General features: G+C 69.0%; 22 protein-coding genes. 11 read left to right on the forward strand and 11 right to left on the reverse strand.

The features are described from left to right. The first annotated feature begins 86 nt into the window (after positions 1–86). The 3 genes from U9J23_RS13580 to U9J23_RS13590 all read left to right on the forward strand — a co-directional run bounded on the left by U9J23_RS13580 (position 87) and on the right by U9J23_RS13590 (position 4,186). Entirely contained in the window at positions 87–1,163 is a 1,077-nt protein-coding gene (locus tag U9J23_RS13580) for a DoxX family protein (RefSeq protein ID WP_059381083.1), read from the forward strand. A 173-nt stretch (positions 1,164–1,336) separates the two neighbouring features. Continuing rightward, positions 1,337–3,655, forward strand: coding sequence for a HelD family protein (locus U9J23_RS13585; protein ID WP_372466033.1), 2,319 nt, complete (start codon positions 1,337–1,339; stop codon positions 3,653–3,655). Positions 3,656–3,766: 111 nt separating this feature from the next. Then, entirely contained in the window at positions 3,767–4,186 is a 420-nt protein-coding gene (locus U9J23_RS13590; RefSeq protein WP_059381081.1) for a hypothetical protein, read from the forward strand. 4 nt (positions 4,187–4,190) lie between these two features. Here U9J23_RS13590 and U9J23_RS13595 read toward each other — a convergent pair whose 3' ends face one another. From U9J23_RS13595 to uvrB, 3 genes are all read right to left on the reverse strand, one after another. After that, complete coding sequence (locus U9J23_RS13595; protein ID WP_059381080.1) at positions 4,191–4,643, reverse strand: universal stress protein; 453 nt, start codon at positions 4,641–4,643, stop codon at positions 4,191–4,193. Positions 4,644–4,799: 156 nt separating this feature from the next. Further along, on the reverse strand, positions 4,800–5,672 hold the full coding sequence (locus tag U9J23_RS13600; RefSeq protein WP_059381079.1) for an SCO6745 family protein: 873 nt from the start codon (positions 5,670–5,672) through the stop codon (positions 4,800–4,802). A 45-nt stretch (positions 5,673–5,717) separates the two neighbouring features. After that, a complete protein-coding gene (gene uvrB / locus U9J23_RS13605; RefSeq protein WP_326598370.1) occupies positions 5,718–7,877 on the reverse strand; it encodes an excinuclease ABC subunit UvrB in 2,160 nt (719 codons plus the stop codon). 69 nt (positions 7,878–7,946) lie between these two features. Here uvrB and U9J23_RS13610 point away from each other — a divergent pair, with 69 nt between their 5' ends. From U9J23_RS13610 to U9J23_RS13640, 7 genes are all read left to right on the forward strand, one after another. Further along, positions 7,947–8,465 carry a DUF402 domain-containing protein gene (locus U9J23_RS13610; protein WP_059381121.1) on the forward strand — a complete coding sequence of 173 codons (519 nt, stop codon included), beginning with the start codon at positions 7,947–7,949 and terminating at the stop codon, positions 8,463–8,465. 462 nt (positions 8,466–8,927) lie between these two features. Then, the gene (locus tag U9J23_RS13615) at positions 8,928–10,682 is read left to right on the forward strand and encodes a sodium:solute symporter family protein (protein ID WP_326598372.1); all 1,755 of its coding nucleotides are present in this window, start codon (positions 8,928–8,930) and stop codon (positions 10,680–10,682) included. Further along, positions 10,679–10,810, forward strand: coding sequence for a putative transporter small subunit (locus U9J23_RS13620; protein ID WP_006553992.1), 132 nt, complete (start codon positions 10,679–10,681; stop codon positions 10,808–10,810). The genes U9J23_RS13615 and U9J23_RS13620 overlap by 4 nt, the downstream gene beginning before the upstream one ends. Positions 10,811–11,271: 461 nt before the next feature. Continuing rightward, entirely contained in the window at positions 11,272–11,559 is a 288-nt protein-coding gene (locus U9J23_RS13625) for a DUF7373 family lipoprotein (protein ID WP_174479572.1), read from the forward strand. Positions 11,560–11,569: 10 nt separating this feature from the next. Continuing rightward, the gene (locus U9J23_RS13630) at positions 11,570–12,340 is read left to right on the forward strand and encodes a DUF7373 family lipoprotein (protein WP_420917805.1); all 771 of its coding nucleotides are present in this window, start codon (positions 11,570–11,572) and stop codon (positions 12,338–12,340) included. A gap of 151 nt (positions 12,341–12,491) precedes the next feature. After that, a complete protein-coding gene (locus tag U9J23_RS13635; RefSeq protein ID WP_085468336.1) occupies positions 12,492–13,040 on the forward strand; it encodes an RNA polymerase sigma factor in 549 nt (182 codons plus the stop codon). A 92-nt stretch (positions 13,041–13,132) separates the two neighbouring features. Continuing rightward, on the forward strand, positions 13,133–13,429 hold the full coding sequence (locus U9J23_RS13640) for a hypothetical protein (protein WP_143533340.1): 297 nt from the start codon (positions 13,133–13,135) through the stop codon (positions 13,427–13,429). A gap of 26 nt (positions 13,430–13,455) precedes the next feature. Here U9J23_RS13640 and U9J23_RS13645 read toward each other — a convergent pair whose 3' ends face one another. The 8 genes from U9J23_RS13645 to U9J23_RS13680 form a co-directional block, all read right to left on the reverse strand. Beyond that, entirely contained in the window at positions 13,456–14,109 is a 654-nt protein-coding gene (locus U9J23_RS13645; protein ID WP_228524542.1) for a TetR/AcrR family transcriptional regulator, read from the reverse strand. A 238-nt stretch (positions 14,110–14,347) separates the two neighbouring features. Then, the gene (locus tag U9J23_RS13650; RefSeq protein WP_085468338.1) at positions 14,348–15,010 is read right to left on the reverse strand and encodes an FMN reductase; all 663 of its coding nucleotides are present in this window, start codon (positions 15,008–15,010) and stop codon (positions 14,348–14,350) included. Next, on the reverse strand, positions 15,007–16,149 hold the full coding sequence (locus U9J23_RS13655; protein WP_059381070.1) for an LLM class flavin-dependent oxidoreductase: 1,143 nt from the start codon (positions 16,147–16,149) through the stop codon (positions 15,007–15,009). Before U9J23_RS13655 ends, U9J23_RS13650 begins: the two co-directional genes overlap by 4 nt. 97 nt (positions 16,150–16,246) lie before the next feature. Beyond that, positions 16,247–17,464 (reverse strand): dephospho-CoA kinase, encoded by a 1,218-nt coding sequence (gene coaE, locus U9J23_RS13660; RefSeq protein WP_186455498.1) that lies wholly within the window; start codon positions 17,462–17,464, stop codon positions 16,247–16,249. 47 nt (positions 17,465–17,511) lie between these two features. Continuing rightward, on the reverse strand, positions 17,512–18,345 hold the full coding sequence (locus tag U9J23_RS13665; RefSeq protein WP_059381068.1) for a DUF5602 domain-containing protein: 834 nt from the start codon (positions 18,343–18,345) through the stop codon (positions 17,512–17,514). Positions 18,346–18,392: 47 nt separating this feature from the next. Then, entirely contained in the window at positions 18,393–19,781 is a 1,389-nt protein-coding gene (locus tag U9J23_RS13670; RefSeq protein ID WP_326598386.1) for an FAD-binding oxidoreductase, read from the reverse strand. Between the two features lie 111 nt (positions 19,782–19,892). After that, positions 19,893–23,315, reverse strand: coding sequence for a BTAD domain-containing putative transcriptional regulator (locus U9J23_RS13675; RefSeq protein ID WP_326598388.1), 3,423 nt, complete (start codon positions 23,313–23,315; stop codon positions 19,893–19,895). 80 nt (positions 23,316–23,395) lie between these two features. After that, complete coding sequence (locus tag U9J23_RS13680; RefSeq protein WP_085468343.1) at positions 23,396–24,853, reverse strand: MFS transporter; 1,458 nt, start codon at positions 24,851–24,853, stop codon at positions 23,396–23,398. Between the two features lie 293 nt (positions 24,854–25,146). Between U9J23_RS13680 and U9J23_RS13685 the strand changes: the two genes are divergently transcribed. Further along, a complete protein-coding gene (locus U9J23_RS13685) occupies positions 25,147–25,359 on the forward strand; it encodes a hypothetical protein (protein WP_016934979.1) in 213 nt (70 codons plus the stop codon). Positions 25,360–25,378 lie beyond the last annotated feature (19 nt).

Here is a 25,378-nt window from a genome sequence, read left to right on the forward strand (position 1 = left end):
TTCGGCCCTGCTTCGTGCATATTCCCGTGACGCCCGGGGTACCTGTGTCAGGGTTTGGAAACACAGCCGACCACGGGAGGAACCACATGCTCGTCCGGAGAATTGCGCGGCCCATGCTCGCGTCCATCTTCATCGCCGGGGGTATCGACGCCCTGCGGAAGCCCGAGCCGAAAGCAGGTGCCGCGCAGCCCGGGCTCGATCAGGCTGTGAACGCATTGCCGGCATCGATCACCGACCGGCTTCCCAGCAACCCCGAGACTCTCGTCCAGATCAACGCCGCCGTCCAGATCGGCGCCGGGACCCTGTTCGCACTCGGTAAGGCACCTCGTCTGTCCGCTCTCGCGCTGATCGGCAGCCTCGTGCCGACGACCGTTGCGGGCCATGACTTCTGGAACGTCGAGGACCCCGAGGCCCGCGCCCAGCAGCGCACCCAGCTCATCAAGAATGTGAGCCTGATCGGCGGTCTGCTCATCGCCGCCGTGGACACCGAGGGCAAGCCGTCGCTCGGCTGGCGGAGCCGTCGCGCCGCGCGTGCCGCGCAGAAGTCGGTGGCCGCTGCACTGCCGGGCCACTCCTCGGACGGTCACACGGCCGAAACGCTGCACACCGTCGCCGAGCGGGTCAAGACGCTGACCGAGGAAGCCGGCGAGCAGGGTGGACACTTCCTCGAGATCGCCAAGGAACGTGCCCCCGAACTCGCAGAGGCCGCACGCGAGCGGAGCAGCGGACTGCTCGAGGTCGCCCGCGACCGCGGTCCGGTGCTGACCGAGCGGGCACGCGATCGTAGTGCCGAGATTCTCGGAGTCGCGCGTGAGCGTGCCCCCGAGATTCTCGGTGTCGCACGTGACCGCGCCCCCGAACTTGCCGAGGGCGCCCGCGAACGTGGCACCGAACTGCTCGAGCTGGCCCGGGAACGCACCCCCGAGCTCGCCGACGTCGCCCGCAAGCGTAGTTCGAAGCTGTGGGACACCACGGTCGATCGCAGCTCGGAATGGGCGAAGCTCGCCGAGGAGCAGTCCGCGATCCTGAACGCCCGGGCCCACGTCGCCGCGGAGAAGGCACGCCTGCGTGCCGAGGCCGCGCGCAAGCAGGGCACGAAGGCGGAGAAGAAGCTCGCGAAGAATCTGAAGGCGCTCGAGAAGAGCATCGAGAAGAAGAAGTAGTCCGGTACGGCACAAGGGTGCGGGCGTGCGTGGAAATCGCACGCCCGCACTGCTGTGATCAGGCTTTCTGCCCGTTTCCCTCCTGCGGCGACTAGACTTCTCGGGCACTTTCGTCGACGCGTCACCCCTGCGGCGGCGAGCGATCTCGTCCTGTCTATCCCCGAGGAGTCCCTGTGCCGGTTGATGGCGCGTCCCATCCGGAGCTCGACCGCGAGCAAGCCTACGTGGCGATGCTCTACACGCGTCTCGACGGTCTGCGCGCCTACGCGAAGACGCGGCTGGCCCGCGTACTGCGCGAGACCGGAGGCACCCCGCAGGCGCGCAGCGAACGCGAGTCGTACACCCACATGTACACCGAGGACATCGCGAAGTACGACGCCGCCGAACACGGCCTGTGCTTCGGTCGCATCGACGTGCGGGACGACGGGACGGACGCCTCCGGACCCACGACGGAGGACGGCGCGGAGACCCGCTACATCGGCCGCCTCGGCATCCTCGACGAGGACAACGACTACGAGTCGCTGCTGCTCGACTGGCGCGCGCCGCAGGCCCGCCCGTTCTACCTCGCGACCCCCGCCGCGCCCGACGGTGTCGTGCTGCGTCGCCACATCCGCAGCCGCGGCCGCTCCGTCACCGCACTGCACGACGAGTACCTCGACCTCGACGCCGCCCTCGAGCACGCCGACACCCCGCCGGCCGGTGGCGTGGCCGGAGAATCGGCGCTGCTCGCCGCTCTGAACGCCGCGCGCACCGGGCAGATGCACGACATCGTGGCGACGATCCAGGCCGAGCAGGACGCGGTCATCCGGTCCGAGCATCGCAGCGTGCTCGTCGTCCAGGGTGGTCCGGGCACTGGCAAGACCGCGGTCGCGCTGCACCGCGCGGCCTACCTGCTCTACACCTACCGAAAGCAGCTGGCCAAGAGCGGTGTGCTGATCGTGGGCCCGAACAGCCGCTTCCTCGACTACATCGGTCAGGTGCTGCCCTCGCTCGGTGAGACCGGGGTACTGCTGTCGACGGTCGGGGATCTGTATCCGGGCGTCACGCCGACAGTCGAGGACGATCCCGTGGCCGGCGAGCTCAAGGGCTCCCTGGACATGGTGAAGGTGCTCGAGAAGGCCGTCCGCGACCGGCAGGAGGTGCCCCGCTCCCCCGTGCAGCTGAGCTTCGACACCTACGCACTCACCCTCGACCGCAAGATGGTGACCCGCGCGCGGGGTCGCGCCCGGTCGTCCCGCCGACCGCACAACCTGGCCCGGCCCATCTTCGTGAACGGGGTCATCGACGCCCTCGCCGACCAGCTCGCCGGGATCATCGGATCGAACCCGCTCGGCGGCGCGAATCTGTTGAGCCGGGAGGACATCCACGACATCCGGTCCGAGATGCGTTCGGACCCCGACATCGTCGCTGCGATCGACGCGCTGTGGCCGGAACTGTCCCCACAGCAGGTGCTCTCGGATCTGCTGGCCTCCCGCGACCGGATCGCGTCGGCGGCCCCGGCGCTGACCGACGAGCAGCTCGACGCGCTGCACCGCCCCGATGCACCGGGGCATTTCAGCGCCGCCGACGCTCCCCTGCTCGACGAGCTCGCCGAGCTGCTCGGTGTGGACGACGCCGCCGAACGTGAGCGCGCGAAGCGGCGCTGGCGCAAGCAGATCGCCGACGCGCAGGGCGCACTCGACATCCTCACCGGTTCGGCACCGCAGGATCTCGAGGACGATCTCGATCCCGAACTGCTCATGGCATACGACCTGATCGACGCCACCCAGCTCGCCGAGCGACAGAACCACCGCCGCCACGAGACCACAGCGGAGCGGGCGGCCGGCGATCGCACCTGGACGTACGGCCACGTGATCGTCGACGAGGCGCAGGAGTTGTCGGCGATGGCATGGCGAACGATCATGCGCCGCATCCCGAATCGCTGGATGACCCTGGTGGGCGACACCGCGCAGACCGGGGATCCGGCGGGAACCGAGTCGTGGCAGCAGATCCTCGAACCGTACGTCGCGAACCGGTGGAAGAAGACCGAACTGACGGTCAACTACCGCACCCCGGCGGAGATCATGCGGATCGCGCACGCGGTGCTCGCGGAGATCGATCCCGACCAGGTGCCGCCGCAGTCGGTGCGCGAGTCCGGTTTCGAGCCGTGGGCGCAGCACGTCGACGCGGACGCGGTGCTCACCACCGTCCGGGCCGCGCTCGACGCCGAGACCGGCCCGGGCACGACGGCCGTGCTCGTTCCGGCGCGGCTCGTGGGTGCGTGGGAGCATCTCGCGTCCGAGTCGGTCACGGTCGCGACCGTCAAGGAGGTCAAGGGCCTCGAGTTCGACGCGGTGCTGCTCGTCGAACCGGCGGAGATCCTCACCGATTCCTCACGCGGGATGAACGACCTGTACGTGGCGCTGACCCGCGCCACCCAGCGTCTCGGGGTGGTGCACTCGGAGGCGTTGCCGGAGGTGCTGACCGGTCTCGCGGCGCCGACACACTGCTGAGCCGACACGGTTCGGTAGACACCGCCGAGCGGACCCCAGGACCGGTCACCGGACGGTACCGTCCTTCGGGGCAAGGGACTGGGACGGATCATCCGCGGAGGGAACGAACACGTGGCCTATCGGGCAGCGCACCACCGGATACGTCGAGCGGGGTGCGCGGCGATCGCGGCGCTGAGCGGGTTCCTCGTCTCCGCCGCGTGCGGATCGGCGACGCCGACCCAGGACGAAGCGCAGGCCGCGACGTCCACGACGTCGGTCGCCCCGACCTCGTCGACGCCGCCCGACGTGCGGTTCCTGCGGGTGAGGGAGGCGCTGGATGCCTCCGGCCTGGTCGCCGATGTCAAGGACGACACGGTGCTGGCGGTGGTGCGCGGGGTGTGCGACCAGTTGAGCGCGGGCGTGCCGGAGCACGACGTCCTCGTCACGCTCCGGCCGATCGCCGCCTATGCCGCGGGCGCCTCGGGGTCGCGGATGTCGGCGGACGAGGCCGCCGCGCGCTATCTCGAGACCGTCCGCGAGGAGTACTGCTGATCCGTCAGCGGACGGTGTGCACCACCAGCACGTCGCACAGGGCCTTGCGGGCGACGTCCGACGGGACGGAGCCGAGCAGGCGCCCGGTCAGCGTGTTGAGGCCGCGGTTGCCGATGACGATGAGATCGGCGTCGACCTCCTCGACGAGCGTGAGGAGCGATTCGACGGGAGCACCGACGATGGGGCGCTCGGTGATCTTGCGGGCGCCGGCGACGGTTGCCTTCTCCCGTGCGGTGCGCAGGATCTCGTAGGTCGGTGCCGAGCCGGTGACCTGGTACGCCTCGTCGCGCAGCGCGTCGGCGGCCTGCGCGGTGTCCTTGGGGTCGGCCGGGTAGTAGGCGCAGGCGATCACCAGTTGGGCGCCGGCGTCGCCGGCCAGAGCAGCTGCCTTCTCCACGGCCCGATACGACGATTCGGAACCGTCGGTTCCGACGACTATGGTCCGGTAGGCGCTCATTCATCCTCCATCAGGTGTGTGGTCCATCGACGCGTGCCGCCGATGCCGTCGTCGACGGAGGACACGCACGCTCCCCCGCCATACGCTGCGTCGACAGTAGCGGGATGGGCGGCCCGGGTGGGACGTTTGGGTCTCATCCCACAATCGCGTTTGATGTTACCGCGCGTCACCGTAACGCGGGCCGAAGAGGCCGGCGGGGAACACCTCGGCGTCGACGAAGGCATCGCGCCACGGCAACGCGAGGTCGAGCAGACGCTCCACACCCTCGTCACCGAGCGCAATCCACGGCGCGACCGCCAGGTCGTCGGTGAGATCCTCGACGAGCTCACGCACCTCGAATCCTTCGCCGGTGAGCTCGCCACGCTTGTCGAGCAGCCCGCGCCCGCGCAGTTCCTTCTCGGCGTCCGCCCACTCGTCCCGCGACCAGCCCCGCAGCTTCCGGGCCGGATCGGTGGCGAAGCCGGTACCGGTCGCCGTGTGGGTGACGAGCGCGTCGAGACCCGACAGTCCCGCGGTCTGCAGCGCCGCGACATGACCGTCGCCGCGATATTCGCGCAGCAGCGTCAGGGCGTGCCACAGCCGCAGGTGCGCCACCTCGGGCCAGGGCAGGTCGGCGTGGGCGGCGTAGAGCGGGCGACCGTCCGGGCCGGGAATCGCCCGCGCCGCGGTGGCCGCGAGGTCCGCCGCCTCGTTCATCTCCGCGGAGCCGAGTACGTCCTGCCCGAGGACCCGTCGATGGAGTGCGTCCAGAGCCCGCAACCGCGCCGCGATGATCGCGGCCGGCTCGGCCGTCTCCCACACTGCCGGGACGGCCGATGCCACCAATCGGGGCGAGAAGCTGTAGAACGTCGCGGTCACGACTCCGGGGCCGACGGCACCCAGGGGTGCCGAGCGCCCACCGAAGTACTGCGCAGCCGGTCCGTCGACGCCCAGCGCGGCGAGTTCACTCGCGATGTCCGGCGCGAAGTAGACGACCGAGTGCAGCAGTTCGAGTGCGCGGGCAGCACGCCCGGCCGAAGAGGGATCCATGGGAGTGGACCCTACCGATTCTCCGGCGCCGATCGGGCCGGGCGACTACTTCAGACCCGCGGCGTCCATGCCGCGCAGCTCCTTCTTCAGATCGGAGATCTCGTCGCGAAGCCGTGCGGCCAGCTCGAACTGCAGGTCGCGGGCTGCCTGCATCATCTGGTCGGTGAGCTGCTGCACGAGATCGGCGAGTTCGGCGCGCGGCATCGTCGAGGTGTCGCGACCTTCCACGACACCGGAGCTGACGGCCCGCCCGGACTCACCCTGGGCTCGGCGACCACGCGAGGCGTTGCGGCCGGAGCCGCCCACCTCGACGGCCTCGGTGTCCTCGGCCTCCTGATAGACCTGGTCGAGGATGTCGGCGATCTTCTTGCGCAGCGGCTTCGGATCGAGACCGTGCTCGGTGTTGTAGGCGATCTGCTTCTCGCGCCGCCGTTCGGTCTCCTCGATGGCCCGCGCCATCGAGTCGGTGATCTTGTCGGCGTACATGTGCACTTCACCCGAGACGTTGCGGGCCGCGCGGCCGATGGTCTGGATCAGCGAGGTCGTCGACCGCAGGAAGCCTTCCTTGTCGGCGTCGAGGATCGCCACCAACGACACCTCGGGAAGGTCGAGCCCCTCGCGGAGCAGGTTGATGCCGACGAGCACGTCGTATTCGCCCAGGCGCAACTGCCGGAGCAGTTCGACGCGGCGCAGGGTGTCGATGTCGGAGTGCAGATAGCGCACCCGGATACCGAGTTCGAGCAGATAGTCGGTGAGGTCCTCGGCCATCTTCTTGGTGAGGGTGGTGACGAGGACGCGTTCGTGGCGCTCGGCACGTTCGCGGATCTCGTGCACGAGATCGTCGATCTGCCCCTTGGTGGGCTTGACGACGACCTGCGGATCGACAAGGCCGGTGGGCCGGATGACCTGCTCGACGAACTCGCCACCGGTCTGTCCGAGCTCGTACGGACCGGGGGTGGCCGACAGATAGACCGTCTGCCCGATGCGGGCGGCGAACTCCTCCCAGGTCAGCGGCCGGTTGTCGACCGCCGACGGGAGACGGAAACCGAAGTCGACGAGGTTGCGCTTGCGCGACATGTCGCCCTCGTACATCGCGCCGATCTGCGGCACCGTGACGTGCGACTCGTCGATGACCAGGAGGAAGTCCTCCGGGAAGTAGTCGATGAGCGTCGCGGGCGCGGATCCGGCGGGGCGCCCGTCGATGTGGCGGGAGTAGTTCTCGATGCCGGAGCAGAAGCCGACCTGCCGGATCATCTCGATGTCGTACTGGGTGCGCATGCGCAGACGCTGCGCCTCGAGCAGCTTGCCGCGGTTCTCCAGATCGGCCAGGCGCTCCTCGAGCTCGGCCTCGATGCTCGCGACTGCACGTTCCATGCGCTCGGGACCGGCGACGTAGTGCGTTGCCGGGAAGATGCGCAGGGAGTCGACCTTGCGCACGACGTCGCCGGTGAGCGGGTGCAGGTAGTACAGCGCGTCGATCTCGTCGCCGAAGAACTCGATCCGCACGGCGAGTTCCTCGTAGGCGGGGATGATGTCGACGGTGTCGCCCTTGACGCGGAACGATCCGCGGGTGAACGCCATGTCGTTGCGGGCGTACTGGACGTCGACGAGCAGGCGCAGCAGCGCGTCGCGCGGCACCTCCACGCCGACCTCGAGCTGGATGGACCGATCGAGATAGGACTGCGGGGTGCCGAGACCGTAGATGCACGAGACCGACGCCACCACCACGACGTCGCGCCGGGACAGCAGCGACGAGGTGGCGGAGTGCCGCAGCCGCTCGACGTCGTCGTTGATCGAGGAGTCCTTCTCGATGTAGGTGTCGGTCTGCGCGATGTACGCCTCGGGCTGGTAGTAGTCGTAGTACGAGACGAAGTACTCGACTGCGTTGTTGGGCAACATGTCTCGCAGCTCGTTGGCGAGCTGCGCGGCCAGGGTCTTGTTGGGCGCCATCACGAGGGTGGGTCGCTGGACGCGTTCGATGAGCCACGCGGTGGTGGCGGACTTGCCGGTACCGGTGGCACCGAGCAGGACGACGTCCTTCTCCCCCGCCCTCAGCCGGCGCTCGAGCTCGTCGATGGCGGCCGGCTGATCGCCGGCCGGTTCGTACTCGCTGACGACCTCGAAACGGGCCTCGGTGCGCTCGATCTCACCCACCGGCCGGAACTCGGAGTGTGCGACGACGGGATGCTCACTTGCGAACGCCATGGAATCCAGAGTAAGCGCTCCCACCGACACGCATCGCGGTCCTGCGTGCGGCGCGGTTCGCGCGCTAGCGTGCATCCCGTGTCCGCGACCCCGCATCCCGTGAAGACCGAGACGTTCGACGTCGCCGCGAAGACCAACATCGACCCCAAGGGCTTCGTGCGGGCTGTCGACGAGTACCGCGTCGAGGAGTGGGGGCTGTACATGGCGCGACCGTCCGACCACCCGCAGTTCCACTACCTCGAGTCGTGGCTGCTGCCGGACCTGCGTCTGCGGGCCTCGATCTTCCACTTCACGCCGGGCAACGAACGCGACCAGGACCGCTACGTCGACGTCGGTGAGTTCCGGCGCGACGGCGACGTCTGGTACTCCCACGACCACTACCTGGACCTGATCGTCCGCACGGGCCGCGACACGGTGGTCGAGGACATCGACGAACTGGTGGTCGCGGTCACCACGGGGATGATCGGCGCGGCCGTCGCCGAGACGGCGATCGACACGGCGTTGCGGGCGGTGGACGGCATCGCCGCGCACGGTCACGACCTCGACGCGTGGCTGCGGGAGCGGGGCGCGCCCGTCTCCTGGCGCTGAGGCGCAGGATCTGCGCGCAGGTGTCGTCACCTGCGCAGACGACGGAGGCGCAGGAGCGAAAAAGTTACTGCCGCAAAGGACATGGTAATCTGCCCCGGCCGGCGAAGCAGTGCACCGAGAAGGCGACCATCGGGGCCGGCCCGGATCGCCCCTCCGCGTGCACATCACCCGACCGAGGACACCCCTCGCGCCGGCGGCGCGCGCCCGTGCAGCCCACGAGCGCCGACGAGAACGCCGCCGATCACTTCGTCGGCACACGCCCGGATCCGGGCGTGCCCTGCTGGAGCGGTATGCCGCGCCCGCCGGCCCGTGGCCGATCGGGCGCCCGACGCATGCCCACCGTCCGGCGGTGGATCGGACCGACGCCGAAGCGGAACCGACAGACAGGACGCGTGCAGCGCGCCCTGCGTTCCGCTGCGCTCCGACGACCGCGGACGTGACGCGAACACGAAGGAGGTCGCAGTGAACGGCACCGAGCTCGTTCAGTTCAGCGCCGCGACGATCGTTGCCCTGCTCGTAATCTTCTACGGCGGAACGCTTCTCATCTCCGCCCGAATCGGGAAGAAGGACGAGAACGCCGACGGCTACATGACCGCCGGTAACAAGGTCGGTTTCGGGGTGTCGGCGGCCAGCATGACCGCCACCTGGATCTGGGCGTCCTCGCTGTACGCCTCCGCGACCTCCGGATACACCTACGGCATCTCCGGCCCGATCCACTACGGGCTGTGGGGCGCGTTGATGATCCTGTTCATCTACCCCTTCGGGAAGCGGATCCGCGCGGTCGCCCCCAAGGCGCACACGCTCGCCGAAGTCATGTTCGCCCGGCACGGTCGCTCGAGCCAGCTCATGCTGGCCGGGTCGAATCTCGTCGGCAGCCTGATCAGCCTGATGTCCAACTTCATCGCCGGCGGTGTGCTCATCTCGCTGATCTCACCGTTCGGCTTCGCCCAGGGTGTCGTCTTCATCGCTGCCGGTGTGCTGCTCTACACCCTGTGGTCCGGCTTCCGAGCCTCCGTGCTCACCGACTTCGTGCAGGTCGTGGCGATGCTCGGTGCGGTCGTCGTCATCATCCCGGCGGTCTTCTTCATCACCGGCTTCCCCGACGCGTTCGACGGTGGTTCCGGGAACCTCACCGACCAGCAGGGCGACTTCTTCTCGAGCGATGCCTTCCTGAACCAGGGCGCGCCGTACATCGCCGCCGTGCTCGCGTACGCCATCGGCAACCAGACGATCGCGCAGCGCCTGTTCGCGGTGCGGGAGGATCTCATCAAGCCCACCTTCGTCACCGCGACCATCGGCTACGGCGCCACCGTCATCGGCGTCGGCATGTTCGGCGTGCTCGCGCTGTACCTGGGCATCGACCCGATGGACGGCGACGTCAACAACATCGTGCCGCAGATGGTGGCGTCCTTCCTGCCCACGGCACTGGTCGTCGTGTTCTTCGTCATGATCATCGGTGCGCTGTCGTCCACGGCCGATTCCGACCTGTCGGCGCTGTCTTCGATCGTCATGGCCGACATCTACGGCCAGAACATCGCCGGCGGCACCCGCAATGCCGATCCCAAGCGGATGCTGTTCATCGGGCGCGCCACGATGGTCGTCGCGACCGCAGCCGCCGTGGCGTTCGCGAGCATGAGATTGAGCATCCTCGACCTGCTCGTGTTCGTCGGCGCGCTCTGGGGTGCGCTGGTCTTCCCCGTCATCGCGAGCTTCTACTGGCACAAGGTCACCAACAAGGCGTTCACGACGTCGGTGCTCGGCGCCCTGACAGCGTTCCTGCCGGTGCGTTTCGGGTGGTTCCCGATGGACGGGGTGCTCGCCTGGACGGTGGACATCGCATCGGTCGTCGGTGTCGGCGTGATCGCGGGTCTGATGGCATTCGGCTTCTTCGGACTCCGGGCCGCACGCGTCATCGGTGTCGTCGCCGCGGTGGTCGTGGCGCCCTTCGCGCTCGGCTCGGTCCACGACTACGCCGTGCTCAGCGCCTCGCTCGTCGCCTACGCGGTCAGCACGGTCGTGTGCTGGGCGATGTCCGTGAACTCCGACGAGGACTTCGACTTCGAGGTCATCGCGCAGCGTGTCGGTGACTTCGACGTGGCTGCGGACGACGCGACACCCGAAACCGACCCTGACTCCCCGAACGCCCCTGCCTCGGCGAAAACTCCTGCGTCCGAGGCGGACGCCTCGGCGACCACTCCGGAAAAGGAGAACCGATGAGCACGCTCGCACTGACCGTCTACGTCCTGATCTGGCCCGTACTCGTCGCCGGTGTGCTGGCGGCGCTCTGCCGCGGGTTCTTCAAGGAGTGGCTGCAGGCCCGACGGGACGGCGAGGATCTGATCTGACCTTCCCTGCAGGAGCTCCATTCGGCGCCCGGGATCGCATGTGCGCGACCCCGGGCGCCGAACTCGTAAGGTCATGCGTTCGACACATTTCCACCGAACAGATGTGAATGGCGTCACAAATGATTCATGACGGGCACATTCGTGCGCTCCGGCTTCTCCTGTCCGCGTCACGTATCGATCCGTGTTCGCACCTCGAGGAGAAGCCGACCAATGCGTACATCACGTGCCATGCGCGCCGTCCTGACGGTCGCGACGGCAACCACCCTGGCGATCGCCGCGTGCGGTTCCGACACGATTGCCGCCGGAAGCGGGACCGGAACCGCAACCACTCCCGTGCGGGAAGGTGACGGGGGATCGACATCGCGGCGTTGGACGCCGGAGAGTATCGAGTCGAACCGCGAGATCTCCTCGGGGAGAACTTCACCGCCGCTGAAGCCGGGCCGGTGATCGAGGGACAGCGGATGGCCGAATTCGTGGTCCACCCCCACGACATCGATCCGGCGCTGACGACGGGTGGAGCGAGTACCGGCGTCTCGGTCTCCACCGACAAGATCCTGGTGGATGGGGCCGGGGACCTCCTCGAACCCTTCGGGATGATCACCGGATTCATGACCTACCGCACCACCGAGGACGAGTCGCGATCGCTGCACGTCTCGGTGGCGCGGTTTCCGACTCCCGAGGACGCCACCCGGGGCCCAGGTCGTGCACGAATTCGAGCAGGTCGACAGGACGACACCGCTGGCAAGTGATCCCACCATCGTGACGGGTATTGCACCGGCGGTCCCAGTCGCCGTGCCGGGAGCGCCGGAGACTCTGGCCTCCGTCCGGTCGTGGGACGTGACCGGAACCGTGACCACGTCGACGGTCACCCCGCAGGGGAGCTTCGTCATCCGGACCTACGCGCACAGCGGGACCGGCGATGTCGATTGGACCACCGATACCGCCGCGCGCGCTGCGCAGGCCCAGGCGCCGTTGCTCGACCGTTTTCCCGCGACGCCTGCCGAGGAGATCGGGGGTCTTCCGATGGATGTGGACAGGGTCCTCGTCCGGGCGGTGGGACTGCCCGAGGGTGTGCTCCCACGCCTGTCCGACCTTGCGGTCTACGGGCCGGACGGATGGCTGCAGCTCGATTCTCATACCGCACGTACCGAGAGGATCTTCGAGGTCACCGGAACCGACCGGATCACCAAGGCCGCGTCGAACGTCTACCGGACCGCCGGTCCCACAGAGGCGGAGATCCTGCGGGACGACTTCGTCGAGACGACCCGGGAGATGTATCCGGATCTCGTCGAGGACGAGACCGTTCCGCAGAACATCCCCGGAACACGCTGCTGGTCGGGTGATGTGGCGCAGGGGCGGGCGAGTGTGTGCCTGATGGTCCACGGGCGGTACGTGGCGGAACTCTCCGGGCTGCGGCCGGTGGGGAACGAGGCTCCCGAGAACGACTCGCTTCGTACGATGTCACAGCGCTTGGCCACCCAGTACGTGAAATTCGTCCGCTCCGAGGAGATGGGCTTGGGCGAGAACTGATCTCGCGGTATTGTCGACGGGTGGTCGACGCTGCCCCCGACGGCGTCGACCACTTCGGACCGCGATATGTTCGTAATTCCCCCGCCCGTCGAGCCGAGTCTCGAATGTGCATGTGGGGCAATGTGACTGCTCGGGATGGTGAGGGGGCTCGATGGACGAGGCCGAGTTGATCGAGCGGTGCCGGGCAGGCGATCGGGCAGCGTTCGCCGAGCTCGTCGCACCGTCACGGGAACGCGTGTGGGCGGTCTGCGTCCGGATCACAGGAAACCGATACGACGCCGAGGATGCACTGCAGGATGCGCTGATCGTGGCGTGGCAGAATCTCGACAAATTCCGTGGCACAGCAGCATTCGGAACGTGGTTGTATCGCATCGCGAGCAATGCGGCGCTCGCTGTCGTGCGGACGCGACGTGGTGAGGTCCTCGACGAACGGGTCGAGGACGAATACGTCTCCGGGGAAACGCCTCTCGCCGAGAGCGTGGTCGACGGTGATGCGGTCCGACGAGCCCTTTTCCTTCTTCCCGAACAGTTTCGGGTTGCCATCGTGTTGCGTGAGTATGCACAGCTCGGTTACGCCGAGATCGCAGCGCACCAGGGCGTGGGTGTACAGACGGTGAAGAGCCGGATCAGGCGTGCCCGTATGCAACTCGCCGATCTACTGAGTCCGGCACTGCTCGGCGCCCAAGAGGTTGCCCTCTGACCGACGGCCGGGCCGATCGATACGGCCACGACGGCCGGGTCGGCCGACACGGAGGGCACCGAACCGCCGAGGACACCCCGGAAGGATGAGCAATGACGCGAAGCGAACCGAATCCGTTGCCCCCCTCAAGGGAATCGCTGGGACTCGATCTGATGGACCGGATTCCCGAACTACCCGAGGACGCCTGGCGTCGGGTGCTCGATATCGCCACCGATCCCCTCACCCCTCGCATCGGAACCGAACTGGTTCCCGTCGAGGGAATCGATGAGAACGATATCGAGCACCCCGCCATCGACGACCTGCCGATCGAACAACTCGACGATCCTGGCAACGACGAGCTGCCGGAGCCGGAATTCGTCGTCGACGCAACCGATCCCGATTTGGGGTAGCCGGCCCTGCAGAGATCCGGCCCGCATCATCGCAATCCCATCCCGGTCGATCCGAGATCGACGACCACCTCGTGCAGTGGTCGCCCGACCGGACCGACCGCCAGTAGACCTCGGATCGTCGCCGTGAGGACCATCGTCGAGAATCCTTCGTGGTCGAATTCCGGAAGGTCGCGATGAGCCTCACCCAAGCGTTCGTCGGTGCTCAGCCGTTCGGCGACGTCGTCGCGTTGCTGCTGGAGCCCCGAGATGCGCTCGAGCTGCGCTTCCTCGGCCACCGCGAAGTTGATCGCGGTGCTCGCCACCGCACTCGCCAGTGCGACCGCGACGTCGGGTGTGTACCCGCGGCGCACGAGAGCTTCGATCTCGCTCACCATCAGCCGCTGCCCCGCTTCCCCACGCGGGAAGAGGGTCTGCATGTAGGTTCCCAGGCCCGCATGGGCAAGGACGAACGCGCGTAGCTGCAGACCGAACGACAGCAGGTGCCGTTCGATGTCGTGCTCCGGATCGTCATGCAGAACGAGATCGCCGAGCAGACTCTCCCCCACGACGAGTTCGAGCCCCCAGCGACCGTCCACGTGGCGGTACAGCGCCGTTGTGGAGACGCCGAGTTCCGCAGCGACAGCGTTGAGGCTCAACTGTCGCAGCCCGATCGCTCGACCGACACGGATGATGTCCTCCATGTCGATCTTACGTACACGTCTGCGGACGCCGGCCACCCCGTTCGCCCCTCCGCTCGCCTTAAGTTAGACCCCATAACTTAAGGAACTATAGGTGTGCCTTCAGGGAACGGCAAGTCGCCGATTCGTTCTCGGCGGGCTGCACCGGGCGAACGGCCCGGCGGCCGAGCTCCGCTCTCGCCGCGGACCTGCTCAGTGCCTACCTACCCGCCGACGGCCGACCGGCACGCGACGGCGGGGCTCACCCCATGTGAGCACCGAGCAGTTCCCGGAAGGACGGTCCGTCCGTGCGGACCGCGTTTCCCGACACGCGCGGCCGTCCGGCGGGCACGGCGTCCGAGAACCCGTGGGGTGATCCCGTGCTGCGGGTGATCTGCTCGGCGAGTTCGTCCGCCGCCCTGTCGATCCGCCCCTTCAGTGCCGTGGCGGCCTCGCCTGTTCCGAAGTCGTCGGTGGTGGCGAAGACGCCGGTGGGCACGACGAGCGCACGCAGATAGCTCAGCAGCGGCCGCATCGCATGGTCGAGGACCAGTGAGTGTCGGGCGCTACCCGCGGTCGCGGCGAGCACCGTGGGCACACCGGTGAGCGTGTCCGGATCGAGCGCGTCGAAGAACATCTTGAACAGACCCGAGTAACCGGCGGCGAAGACCGGGCTCACCGCGATCAGGCCGTCGGCAGTCGCGAGTTGTTCACGGGCCCGTGCGACCGCTGCGGTGGGGACACCGGCGGTGAAGGTGGTGGCCAGATCCGTCGCGAGGCTGCGTAGTTCGATGACCTCGATTTCCGCGTCGTCACCGCGCGCGCCGACCGCGACACGAGTGGCCTCGGCGATGCGGTCGGCGAGCAGACGGGTGGTGGACGGCTCGGACAGGCCACCGCTGACGACGACGATACGGCGGGTCATCGGGCATCCGCCTCTTCCGGCACGAGATCGACGCGGGCCGGGATCACCTGACGGTGCGCCGAGTCGGCTCCCTGCGCGGCGAGCGTGCTGTGCGTGGGCGGGTCGGACGGCACGTGGGCGGGGCGGCGGCGTTCGAATTCCGCTCGCAGTACCGGCACGACCTCCCGGCCGAGGATCTCGATCTGCTCGAGCACGACGTCGAGCGGCAGGCCGGCGTGGTCCATGAGGAACAGCTGACGCTGATAGTCGCCGGCGTAGTCGGCGAAACCGAGCGTGCGTTCGACGACCTGCTCGGGTGTGCCGACGGTCAGCGGTGTCATCGTCGAGAAATCCTCGAGCGACGGGCCGTGGCCGTAGACGGGGGCGTTGTCGAAATAAGGACGGAAGATCCGTTTCGCCTCGGCCTCGGTCTCCGCCATGAACACCTGGCCGCCGAGCCCGACGACGGCCTGGTCTGCGGCACCGTGACCGTACTGCTCGAACCGCTGCCGGTAGAGAGCGATCATCTGCTGGATGTGTTCCTTGTTCCAGAAGATGTTGTTGTGGAAGAAGCCGTCGCCGTAGAAGGCGGCCTGTTCCGCGATCTCGGGCGAACGGATGGAACCGTGCCAGACGAAGGGCGGGGTGTCGTCGAGCGGCCACGGGGTGGAGGTGTAGCCGTGCAGCGGTGTGCGGAACTTGCCCTCCCAGTCGACGACGCGTTCGCGCCAGAGCCGTCGCAGCAGGTGGTAGTTCTCGATGGCGAGCGGGATGCCCTGCCGGATGTCCTTGCCGAACCAGGGGTAGACCGGTCCGGTGTTCCCGCGTCCCATCATGAGGTCGACGCGGCCGCCGGACAGGTGCTGGAGCATCGCGAAGTCCTCGGCGATCTTCACCGGGTCGTTGGTGGTGATGAGGGTGGTCGCGGTCGAGAGGATGAGCTTCTCGGTCCTCGCGGCGATCCAGCCGAGCATCGTCGTCGGCGAGGACGGGACGAAGGGGGGATTGTGGTGCTCGCCGGACGCGAAGACGTCCAGGCCCACCTCCTCGGCCTTCAGCGCGATCTTCGTCATCGCGACGATGCGCTCGTGTTCGGTGGGGACCCGGCCCGTCGTAGGGTCGCGCGTGACGTCGCCGATGGTGAAGATGCCGAACTGCACGGTCGAACCTCCGTCAAGTAGTTGAACTGTCAACTATCCTAACGGACGGGTCGCCCGGAACATTCCCGGGCGGGTCTCCGCCCGGGATCCGGACCCCCTAGGCCGACCAGCCGGTGCTCTCGGCCCACTCCCACGCGCGGTGATGCGCCCGGTCGAACCACGGCGCCTTGAGCGCTGCGTAGGTGGCCGCCGCCTCGGCAGGATCCGTCTTCTGCGACGCCTCGGCTGCGGCATCGGCCTTGAGGTCGGCGTACTCGCGCTTCGCGGTGTCGACCGCGGACAGCCAGTCGCGCAGTAGCAACGCGAACTGCTGGGCGGGCCAGCCGTCCACCCGGACCGCCACCCGCGCCGGACGGCCGGGATCGGCGCTGCCGTGCAACCGCATCTCCCACACCGCCGGGTCGGTCTCTCCCCCGGCCCCGTAGGACGGTTTCGGATCGTCGGTCACCACATGGTCGATGCGCGGGAAGCCCGCAGCAGCCAAGGCGGGTGCGAGCGCATCGGCTGCCGCGAGATCGCCGACGGTGATCTGCAGGTCGATGACGTCCACGGCGGCCAGACCGGGCACCGCGGTGGAGCCCACGTGGTCGATGCGCTTCGCCGCGCCCCCGGCTGCGAGGGCCAGTCGGGCGACGAGCCGCTGCGCCTGCCGATGCCATTCCTCGCGCGCGGGCACGAGGACCGGATCCGCCTCGACCACCACACCGGTGCGCAGATTCTTCTCGAACGGCACCAGGCGGTCGTTCCACAGCGTCCGGACCTGCTCGACCAGCACCTGCTGATCACCGGTGTTGTCGAGCCACACGTCGGCGACCTCGCGTCGCTGTTCCTCCGTCGCCTGCGCCGCGATCCGCGCGCGGGCGTCCGCCTCGGGCATGCCGCGCAGTTCGACGAGACGCCGGATCCGCTCCGCCTCGTCGGCGTGCACGACGGCGACGAGGTGGAAGGCCGGTGCCATCCCGCCCTCGACGAGCAGCGGGATGTCCTGCACGACCACCGCGTCGTCGGGCGCAGCGGCCACCAGCTCGGCGGTACGGCGCCCGACCCGGGGATGGGTGATGGCGTTGAGAACCGCGCGCGCGTCCTCGCTGGCGAACGCCTTCGCGGCGAGGGCAGGACGGTCGAGGGTGCCGTCGGGCTGCAGGATGTCCTCACCGAAGGCGTCCACGAGCTCGGCGAGACCTTCGGAGCCGGGAGCGACGATCTCCCGGGCGACGACATCGGAGTCGACGATCACCGCCCCGAGTTCGACGAGCTCCTTGGCGACGGTCGACTTGCCCGCGCCGATTCCTCCGGTCAACCCCATTCGCAGCACGTTGCCCAGTCTCGCATCACCGCGTCGCCGAGGCACGTTCGCGGTCCCTACGAGGCCTCACGCATCGTCAGCCCCGACAGCGCGACGACATACTCGCCCGCCTGTTCGTCGAAGTCGACGGTGTACACCGTCGGGTAGTAGCCGGTCCGCCGGTAGGACGACGGTTGTTTCACGATCTCCCGCAGGGACGGCTTCGTCGCCAGCCACTCCCGCGTCATCATCGGCTCGATGAAGATGAACTCCCCGTCCCATGATCCGTTGAGCAGCACCTCGGTGAACTCGAAGGAGCCGGGGATCACGCCGTCCGCGGCGTCCGTCCAGTGCATGCCCATGAACGGCACGGTGTTCTCGACGGGTGGACCGGGTGGTGGGATGTATCCCTCCGGAACGTACTTGGGTTCGGGGAGCCGCGCCGCGCGCGCCGCGAAGTCGGGTGCGGCCGGGTCCACCTCGTGGTCGGCGTCCGTCGTGTAGAAGTGCATGTCGAAATGGGGCGCGCCGTAGAGGATCTCCGGGTCGTGCCCGTTCGGGTTCCAGTCCAGCATCACGTGGTCGAAACCGGTGTCCGGAGCGCCCGCGGGAAGAGCCGGCATGAGCATCGTCGTGCCGGCGCCCGGACCCTCGGAAAGGCCGGTGAGCACGGACTCCGACATCCGGATACCGACCTCGCGCGGTCTCCCGTCGTGATCGACGACGACATAGGTGCGGGAGATACCCTCCCCCAGTTCGTTTTCCGGCCCGTAGAGGGTGGTGACACCGTGGTGGTGGCCTGCCGTCTCCGCACCCTCGGCGGTCGGGACGGATCCGTCGCCGCAACCCGCGAGGGTCAGAACGGCGCAGGTGGAGAGGGCGAGTGCGGCGATCGATCGAGAAGTGCGCATTGCCTGCCTTGTGTGAGTGGATGGGTTCGCGGTGGGAGGTCTCGGTCTCATCGGGGTCGGCGCACGACCTGCCCGACGCGCAGCACACCGTGGGTGTCGTGCTCGTCGGCGAGAGCGCCGAGCCAGTGCGCGGTGTCGTCGTCGTAGGTCCGTGCGATGCGGTCCGGATCCGAGGTGGCGGTGAAGTTGGGCAGCGACGTGCCCGTGGCCCACGGTGCCAGTGCCCGATCGATGACCTGGGTGTGCGCGACGACGGCGTCGGCCGAGGGTGGCGCGAGGACGCCGATGACGAAGAGGGAGAAGGCGGCGTCGCGGTGGCAGAAGGCGCTGCGATGCCGTGGTTCACGTGCCAGCGCTCCGCCGAGGAGCCGCATCTCGATGATGGTCTGCGGCGAGTGGGAACCAGGTCCCGCAACCGAGAGCAATGCGTCGATCGCGTCGTGCGTCAGTTCGCGTGTCAGCCCGCTGTGTTCGTGAACGGGCATCGGGTCGACCGGGTCGGCGTGCACTGCTCCCAGTGCCGTGTACGGCAGGATGCCGATGCCGTCGAGGATCGGGGTCGCGACCGTGCGCAGCGCGCCGAGAATCTCCTCGGACTCGGCTTCGCCGGCGACGCTCGCGAAACGGACGGCCACGGTGGCGCGACCGGCCAGCGGTTCCGGGACTCCCGGCAGCGGTGGCAGTTGAAGGAAGGCCAGCGAGGTCGAACTGTGCTCGGGCAGGCCGGCGCACAGGTCCAGCCAGGCGTGCGCCACCGCGGCCGCGTCGGCGCCGTCGAAATACAGCGCGCCACCGTAGAAGTGCGGCAGGGGCACGAGATCGGTCTCCACCGCGGTGACGATCCCGAGGGTCGCCTTGCCGCCGCGCAGGCCCCAGAACAGTTCGGCGTGCTGTTCGGGAGTCACCCGGAGCAGGTCTCCGTCACCGGTGACGAGATCGAAGGCCAGCACGTGGTCGGAGGAGAGTCCGTAGGTGCGGACCAGTGGGCCGATGCCCCCGCCGGTGAGGAAACCGGCCACGCCGACGTGGGGTGCCGATCCGGCGAGCGGGGCGAGACCGTGGGGTGCGGCGGCGTCGACGACCTGCTGCCACACCAGGCCGGCGCCGAGACGGGCGGTGCGGGTGCCGGGGTCGATCGAGCATTCGGTGAGGCGGCCGGTGTGCACGAGCAGCACATCGTCGCCGAGCGGCACGGCGCCGTGCCCGGTGCGCCGCACGGCCACCTTCAGGCCGTGTTCGCCCGCGAACCGGACGGTGGCGCTGACGTCGAGGGCGTTCTCGACCGCGATCACCGCGCGGGGACGGACCGGCACCGCCACGTTCCACGGGGTCGCGACGTCGTAGCCGGGTTCGCCCGGGAGGGAGATCGATCCGGTGACCGCGGTACGGAGAGCGTCGGTGGGGTCGGTGCCGACGATGGGCGTCCGCTGGTTCATGTGCACTTCCTTTCGTCGCACTGGATGGGGTGCGACGAAAGAGTGCCGGGACCGGCTTGGCGGCTTCTTGCGGTGACGCGGACCGCCGTCCAAGCGGCCGCCAAGAACCGGTCAGGTGGGGATCGAGCGGGCGTAGGCGGCGAGTCCGAGCATGCCGGTGCGGGCCGCTTCGTCGGCGATCGCGGCGATCTCCCGGCTGCGTTCGGGCGAGTCCGGCCGCAGTTGGGCGCGCAGTAACCGGCACCGCAGCAGCGTCGGTGGGCTCGATGTGCGGGTCGCGAGGTCCTCGGCCCGATCCAGCAGAGCCGCGGCTGCATCGGTGCGCCCGAGCAGTGCCTGCAGGCGTGCGCACACCTCCGCCACCGAACCGATCACCCCGACCTGTCCCACCGTCGCGATGCGGTCGGTGAACGGATCGAGGAGCTCGAGGAACATCTCGGCGTAGTCGACGAGGGCGAGGTCGGCGACGACGCGCGCGATGAGTGTGCGGTGCCCGAGCGTCGTCCAGGTGAAGGGTGCGCCTTTTGCCGCCCATTGTTCGATGTCGCGGATCACCGTCGCGGTGTCCCGACGGGCGCCGGCGATCGCGATGCTCCAGGAATCCGGTTCCACGGTGCCGGGATCCGCGTCGGCGAGGGTGCCGTACTCCCATTCGAGGGTGTTGGTGGCGAGGTCGGAGCTGCCCGCCGTGTACAGCTCGGTCTGCAGGTGGAACTGAGTGGCGGTGTCGTAGTGGCGCCGGGTCTCGGCGAAGTCGCCGTGCCACGCCGCGAGGGTCGCCTCCATCCATCGGAGCTGTACGCGCAGCACGGGCAGACGCAGCAGGTCGCAACCGGCGATGCCCAGGCGGACGTGGGACGTCGCGGCGTCGACGTCGCCGAGGTTCATCAGTGTCATGCTCGCAACGGCGTGGGCGATCACCTCGTCGAACCGGGCCTGCTGGTGCGGCAGTGCGAGGAGTTCGTCGGTGAGCCGGGCGGATTCGCGGCTGTGTGTCGCGACCCCCGAGTAGAGGAGGATCCGGCCCAGCAACGCGTCGGCGACGACGTCCGGGTCGGCGAGCCCACGCGCGATCTCCAGCGCGGTGCGGCTCATCCCGTCGGGGACGGACGAATCGGGGTGATAGCAACTGCCCACGGCGAGCGCCGCGAGTACCCGCGCGTGCGCCGCGCGGTCGGCCGCGACGAACGGTTCGAGTGCGGCGAGGCGGTCGAGGACCGGTCCCGGATCCTTGCCGTAGGACACCCACGGCCATGCACCGGCTGCGCGCAGCAGCGCTGCGGCCAGGCGTCCGGCCGTCGACGTGCGGCCGTCCCGGACCGCGTCGAGCAGGCCCGCGTCGACGACGTCGAGTACGGTCTGGCCGCGCCCCGCCCGGGCGAGTGCCTCGACACGCGCGACGAGCAGATCGTCGCGATCGCCCGGGGATCGTTCCGCGGCGGGCAGCAGGTCGAAGGCCCGGACGGCGTCGTCCCACCAGCGTGCCGCCTCCTCCGAGTTCCATCTCTCGGTGGCCTCGCGGGCGGCGGTGACGCAGGCGTCGAGCACGACGCGAGCGTCGACGAGCGGCAGTGCCGCCATGAGATGCCGGGCTCGTCTGCCGGCACGATCCGGGTCGGAGGAGTCCGCCAGGACCTCCGCGACGCGTGCGTGCATGCGTTGGCGGCGGAGGGCGGGAATCGCCGCGAGGACCTCGTCGCGGAGCAATCCGTGGGCGAAGGCGTACCCCCGCAGTCCCGGATCGGCGACGATGATGCGCTCGTCGGCGGCGTCGTCGAGGTAGTCGGCGAGGGTGTCGGGATCGAGGCGCGTCGCACCGGCGAGGATGTCCATCTCGATGGTGTCGCCGACGACCGCGGCCACCCGGAGCACCTGCAGCACGGCCGGTTCCACCGCGGCGAGCCGCCGCGCGAGGACCGACCGGACCGCCATGGGGATCCCACCGTCGAGGCGTTCGTCCCGGGGAAGTCGCGCGTATTCGGACACGAACAGCGGGTTGCCGCCGGTGCGTTCGGCGAGCAGGCGCGCCTCGTCGGCACCGAGCGGCGCGCCGCTCACATGCCCGGCCAGGGCGGCGACCTCGGGTTCGGCGAGCGCCGGGACGTCGATGTGCCGGTTACCTTCGCCGTGCAGCACGGCGTCCACGAACCGCTGGACGCCGGGGGTCGTCTCCGAGTCGCGGAGTGTGCACACGAACCAGACACCCCGTTTATGCAGAGCTCCCACGAGGTACAGGAGGCAACGCAGAGAGGTCGGGTCGGCCCACTGGATGTCGTCGAGCACGACGGTGAGGACGGGAGTCTGCGTCGCGGCCGTTTCGACGACGCCCAGAACCCGTTCGTAGACCGCGAAGCGGGCTTCGTCGGACTCCACTCCGGTAGGTGGGATCAGGGTGGTGTCGGCGTCGGCGCCGAGTTCGCGCAGGATGCGCCGGATCGGCCACCAGGCGGGTGCTCCGTCGTCCTCGAGACATCGCGCCCACACGGTGTTCCCACCGATCGCGGCGGTCCGGGCGTCGCATTCCTCGGCGAGGCGGGTCTTGCCGATACCGGCGGGCCCGGTGAGGACGACCCAGCGGGTGGCGCCGGAGCGGACCTCGTCGAGCATGCGGTCGAGGACGCCGGTCTCGGAGGTGCGTCCGACGAAGATGCGCCCGGGGCCCGGCGCCGGGGTGGGTGCGGGAACGGTGGGCGCGGCCGGTGTCGGAACCTCCTCCGCGCCCGTCCATCCCGGGGTTCGGGGCCACGCGGCGAGTCCCGGTTCGTGCCGGAGGATCGCGCCTTGCAGGTCGGTGAGTTCGGTGCCGGGCCGCAACCCCAGCTCGGCGTCCAGCCTCGTCTCGTGGACGCGGAACTGTTCGAGTGCTTCCGACGAACGCCCCGCTCGGTGCAGGGCGAGCATGCGCAGCCAGCAGGTGCGGTCGCGGAACGGGAACTCGCTGCACAGTTCGGTGGCGTCGACGAGAGCGGGCGCGAGGCGACCGAGGGCGAGCAGTGCGGTGATCCGGGTCTCGCGGCATTCGGTGCGCACCTCGTCGAAGGATGCCGCCGCGACCTCCACCCAGTGTTCGTCGCGCAGGTCCTCGAGGAGGTGCCCCCGCACGGAGTCGAGGGCACGGTCGGCGGTGTCGAGTGCGAACTCCCATTCCCCGTTCTCGGCATGCCGACGGGCGGTCTCGGCGTCGTCGAGGAAGCGGGCCAGGTCGACCGACTCGGCCGGGATGTCGAGGACGTAGCCGGGCGGCTGGCGCACGATCGGGGAGGCCGCACCGCTCTCCCCTCTCAGTACCCTGCGCAGATTGGAGATGTACGCCTGGATGCTCGCCATCGCACTGGCAGGCGCCTCGTCCTGCCACAGGGCGTCGATCAGCCGGTCGGTGGAGACCACCCGCCGCCGGTTGAGCAGCAGGACGGCGAGGACCGCTCGCTGCTTGCGCGGACCGAGATCGACCTGCGACTCCGACGGGGGCACCGCCGGATCGGCCGTCGACGCGACCCGGACCACCTCCAGCGGTCCGAGCAGTCGGTACATCATGTGGTGAGCCCCCTCGACCCGGCCGAACTACGCGATCGTTGCAGTGTAAGGACAGTTTTCGCCGGGTGCGCGGCGACTTCTCATCCCGTCACGGCCGGGAATTCGACCGTGTCGCTCTCGGCGTCCCCGAACACCGGTGCGGTCTGCGGCCGGGGACGCAGGCAGACCGCACACACCACGGTTCCGAGAGCCGCAACGAACGCCGCCGCCACGAGCGCCCCCTGCAGGCCCGACACGAAGTCCTGCGGTGATCCGCCGGGCAACAGCGACTCGGCCGGCAGGAACACCCCGAGCACCGCGACGCCCACGGCGATGCCGGTCTGACGGAACGCATCGTTGATACCGGCCGCGAGACCGGAATGCGCCGCGGTGCTCTCTCCGAGGACGATCCCGCTCATCACCGGGTTGAACACGCCGGCAGCCGCGCAGGCCACGACGAGCCCCGGCAGCAGTACGTACTTCGAACTGTCCGCCTCGGCGACCGTCATCATGAGCAACCCGACGGCGACGAGCGCCAGTGAGCACGACAGCGATACCCGGGTGGGGACGACACGATCGAGTTTCGCCGTCGCACCGGCGACGACGAACATGGCGACGGTCGCGGGCAGGTACACCAGCCCGGCCTGCACCGGCGACAGCAGCAGGACGTTCTGCAGGTACAACGTGGTGTAGACGAATACCGCGAACAGCGACGCCGAGATGGCGAAGGCCGCGACCTGTGCTCCGGCGAAGGCCCGGTTGGCGAGCAGGTGCGGGGGCAGCATCGGGTCGGCGGTGCGCATCTCGTGCGCGACGAAGGCGACGAGGGCACCGACAGCGAGCACGAAGGCGATGACGGGCTGCGCATCGGACCACCCGATCTCGTGGCCACGCAGCACGGCGAACACGAACGCCGCCAGCCCAGCCGCGGCCAGGAGCTGCCCTGGCACGTCGGCGGCGCGCGGGCGGGGATCTCGCGATTCGGGCACCCAGCGCAGTGTCAGGAGCAGGGTCACGAGACCGATCGGCACGTTGACGAAGAAGATCGCGCGCCAGTCCAGCAGTTCGGTGAGCAGACCTCCGACGAGCGGACCGACCGCGAAGGCGCCGCCGATGGTCGCGCCGTAGGCGGCCAGGGCCGACGCCCGCGCCGGCCCTCGGTCGAAGACGTCGGCGAGGAGGGCGAGCGAGCAGGCGAACAGGACCGCCCCACCGATGCCCTGCACCGCCCGGGCGAGATCGAGGAACCAGATCGTCGGTGCGAGGGCGCACAGGAGCGAGGCGCCCGTGAACCAGACGAGGCCGACGACGAACGCCCGGCGCCGGCCGCGGCGATCGGCCCACGACCCGGCGCCGAGGACGGCTGTGGCCAGGGCGAGGGTGTAGGCGTCGATCACCCACTGCAGTGAACTGACGCCCGCGTCGAGGTCGACGGCGATCGACGGCAGTGCAGTGTTGACGACGGCGATGTCGAGCATGAGCATCGCCGTCGTCACGCACACCACCAGTAGCGTGATCCGTTTCGTCGCGGTACTTCTCGCGGGGATCGGTGTGGTCATGGAAGATCCTTCCGTGTCGAGGTGTGTGGACCTCGGCCACGGTGCGCCGCGTCGCTTGGGACGAACCGGGTGTACTTCTTGGACGGCCGAGAGAGCCGTCGACGTCTCCCCTCGGAGGGCTCCGGGGATCACACACCGATCACGGCGGGGTCACGGGGCGGTCGCAACGCCGCTCGGAAACCGGACACACCCCCTTCTACCTGGGGTAAATGCGGAGAATTCGACCGACTGTCCGATATCGTCGTTGCGAAGCATCCGTCCCGGCTCGTCCGGAGCATTCGAGAAGGCAGGCCATGCGATCCTCCACCTCAACCACAGGTCGGCATCGCCTCGGCATGGAAAACGGTGTTCACTGCATCCTCATCCCCGAGGTCGCTGCCGCCCTCGCCGAGCACCGGCGGAACTGGTTCACCGCGCTGCTGACGAACGCGCGCCACAGCCACGCCGCGATGCGCAAGCGGGCCACGGCCCTGCCCGCGCAGTGGGCCACTCCCGCCGTGGGATGAGCTCGCCGTGAGTTGAACA

This window comes from Rhodococcus sp. PD04, assembly GCF_035918275.1.
In the GTDB taxonomy this organism is placed as follows: domain Bacteria; phylum Actinomycetota; class Actinomycetes; order Mycobacteriales; family Mycobacteriaceae; genus Rhodococcus; species Rhodococcus rhodochrous.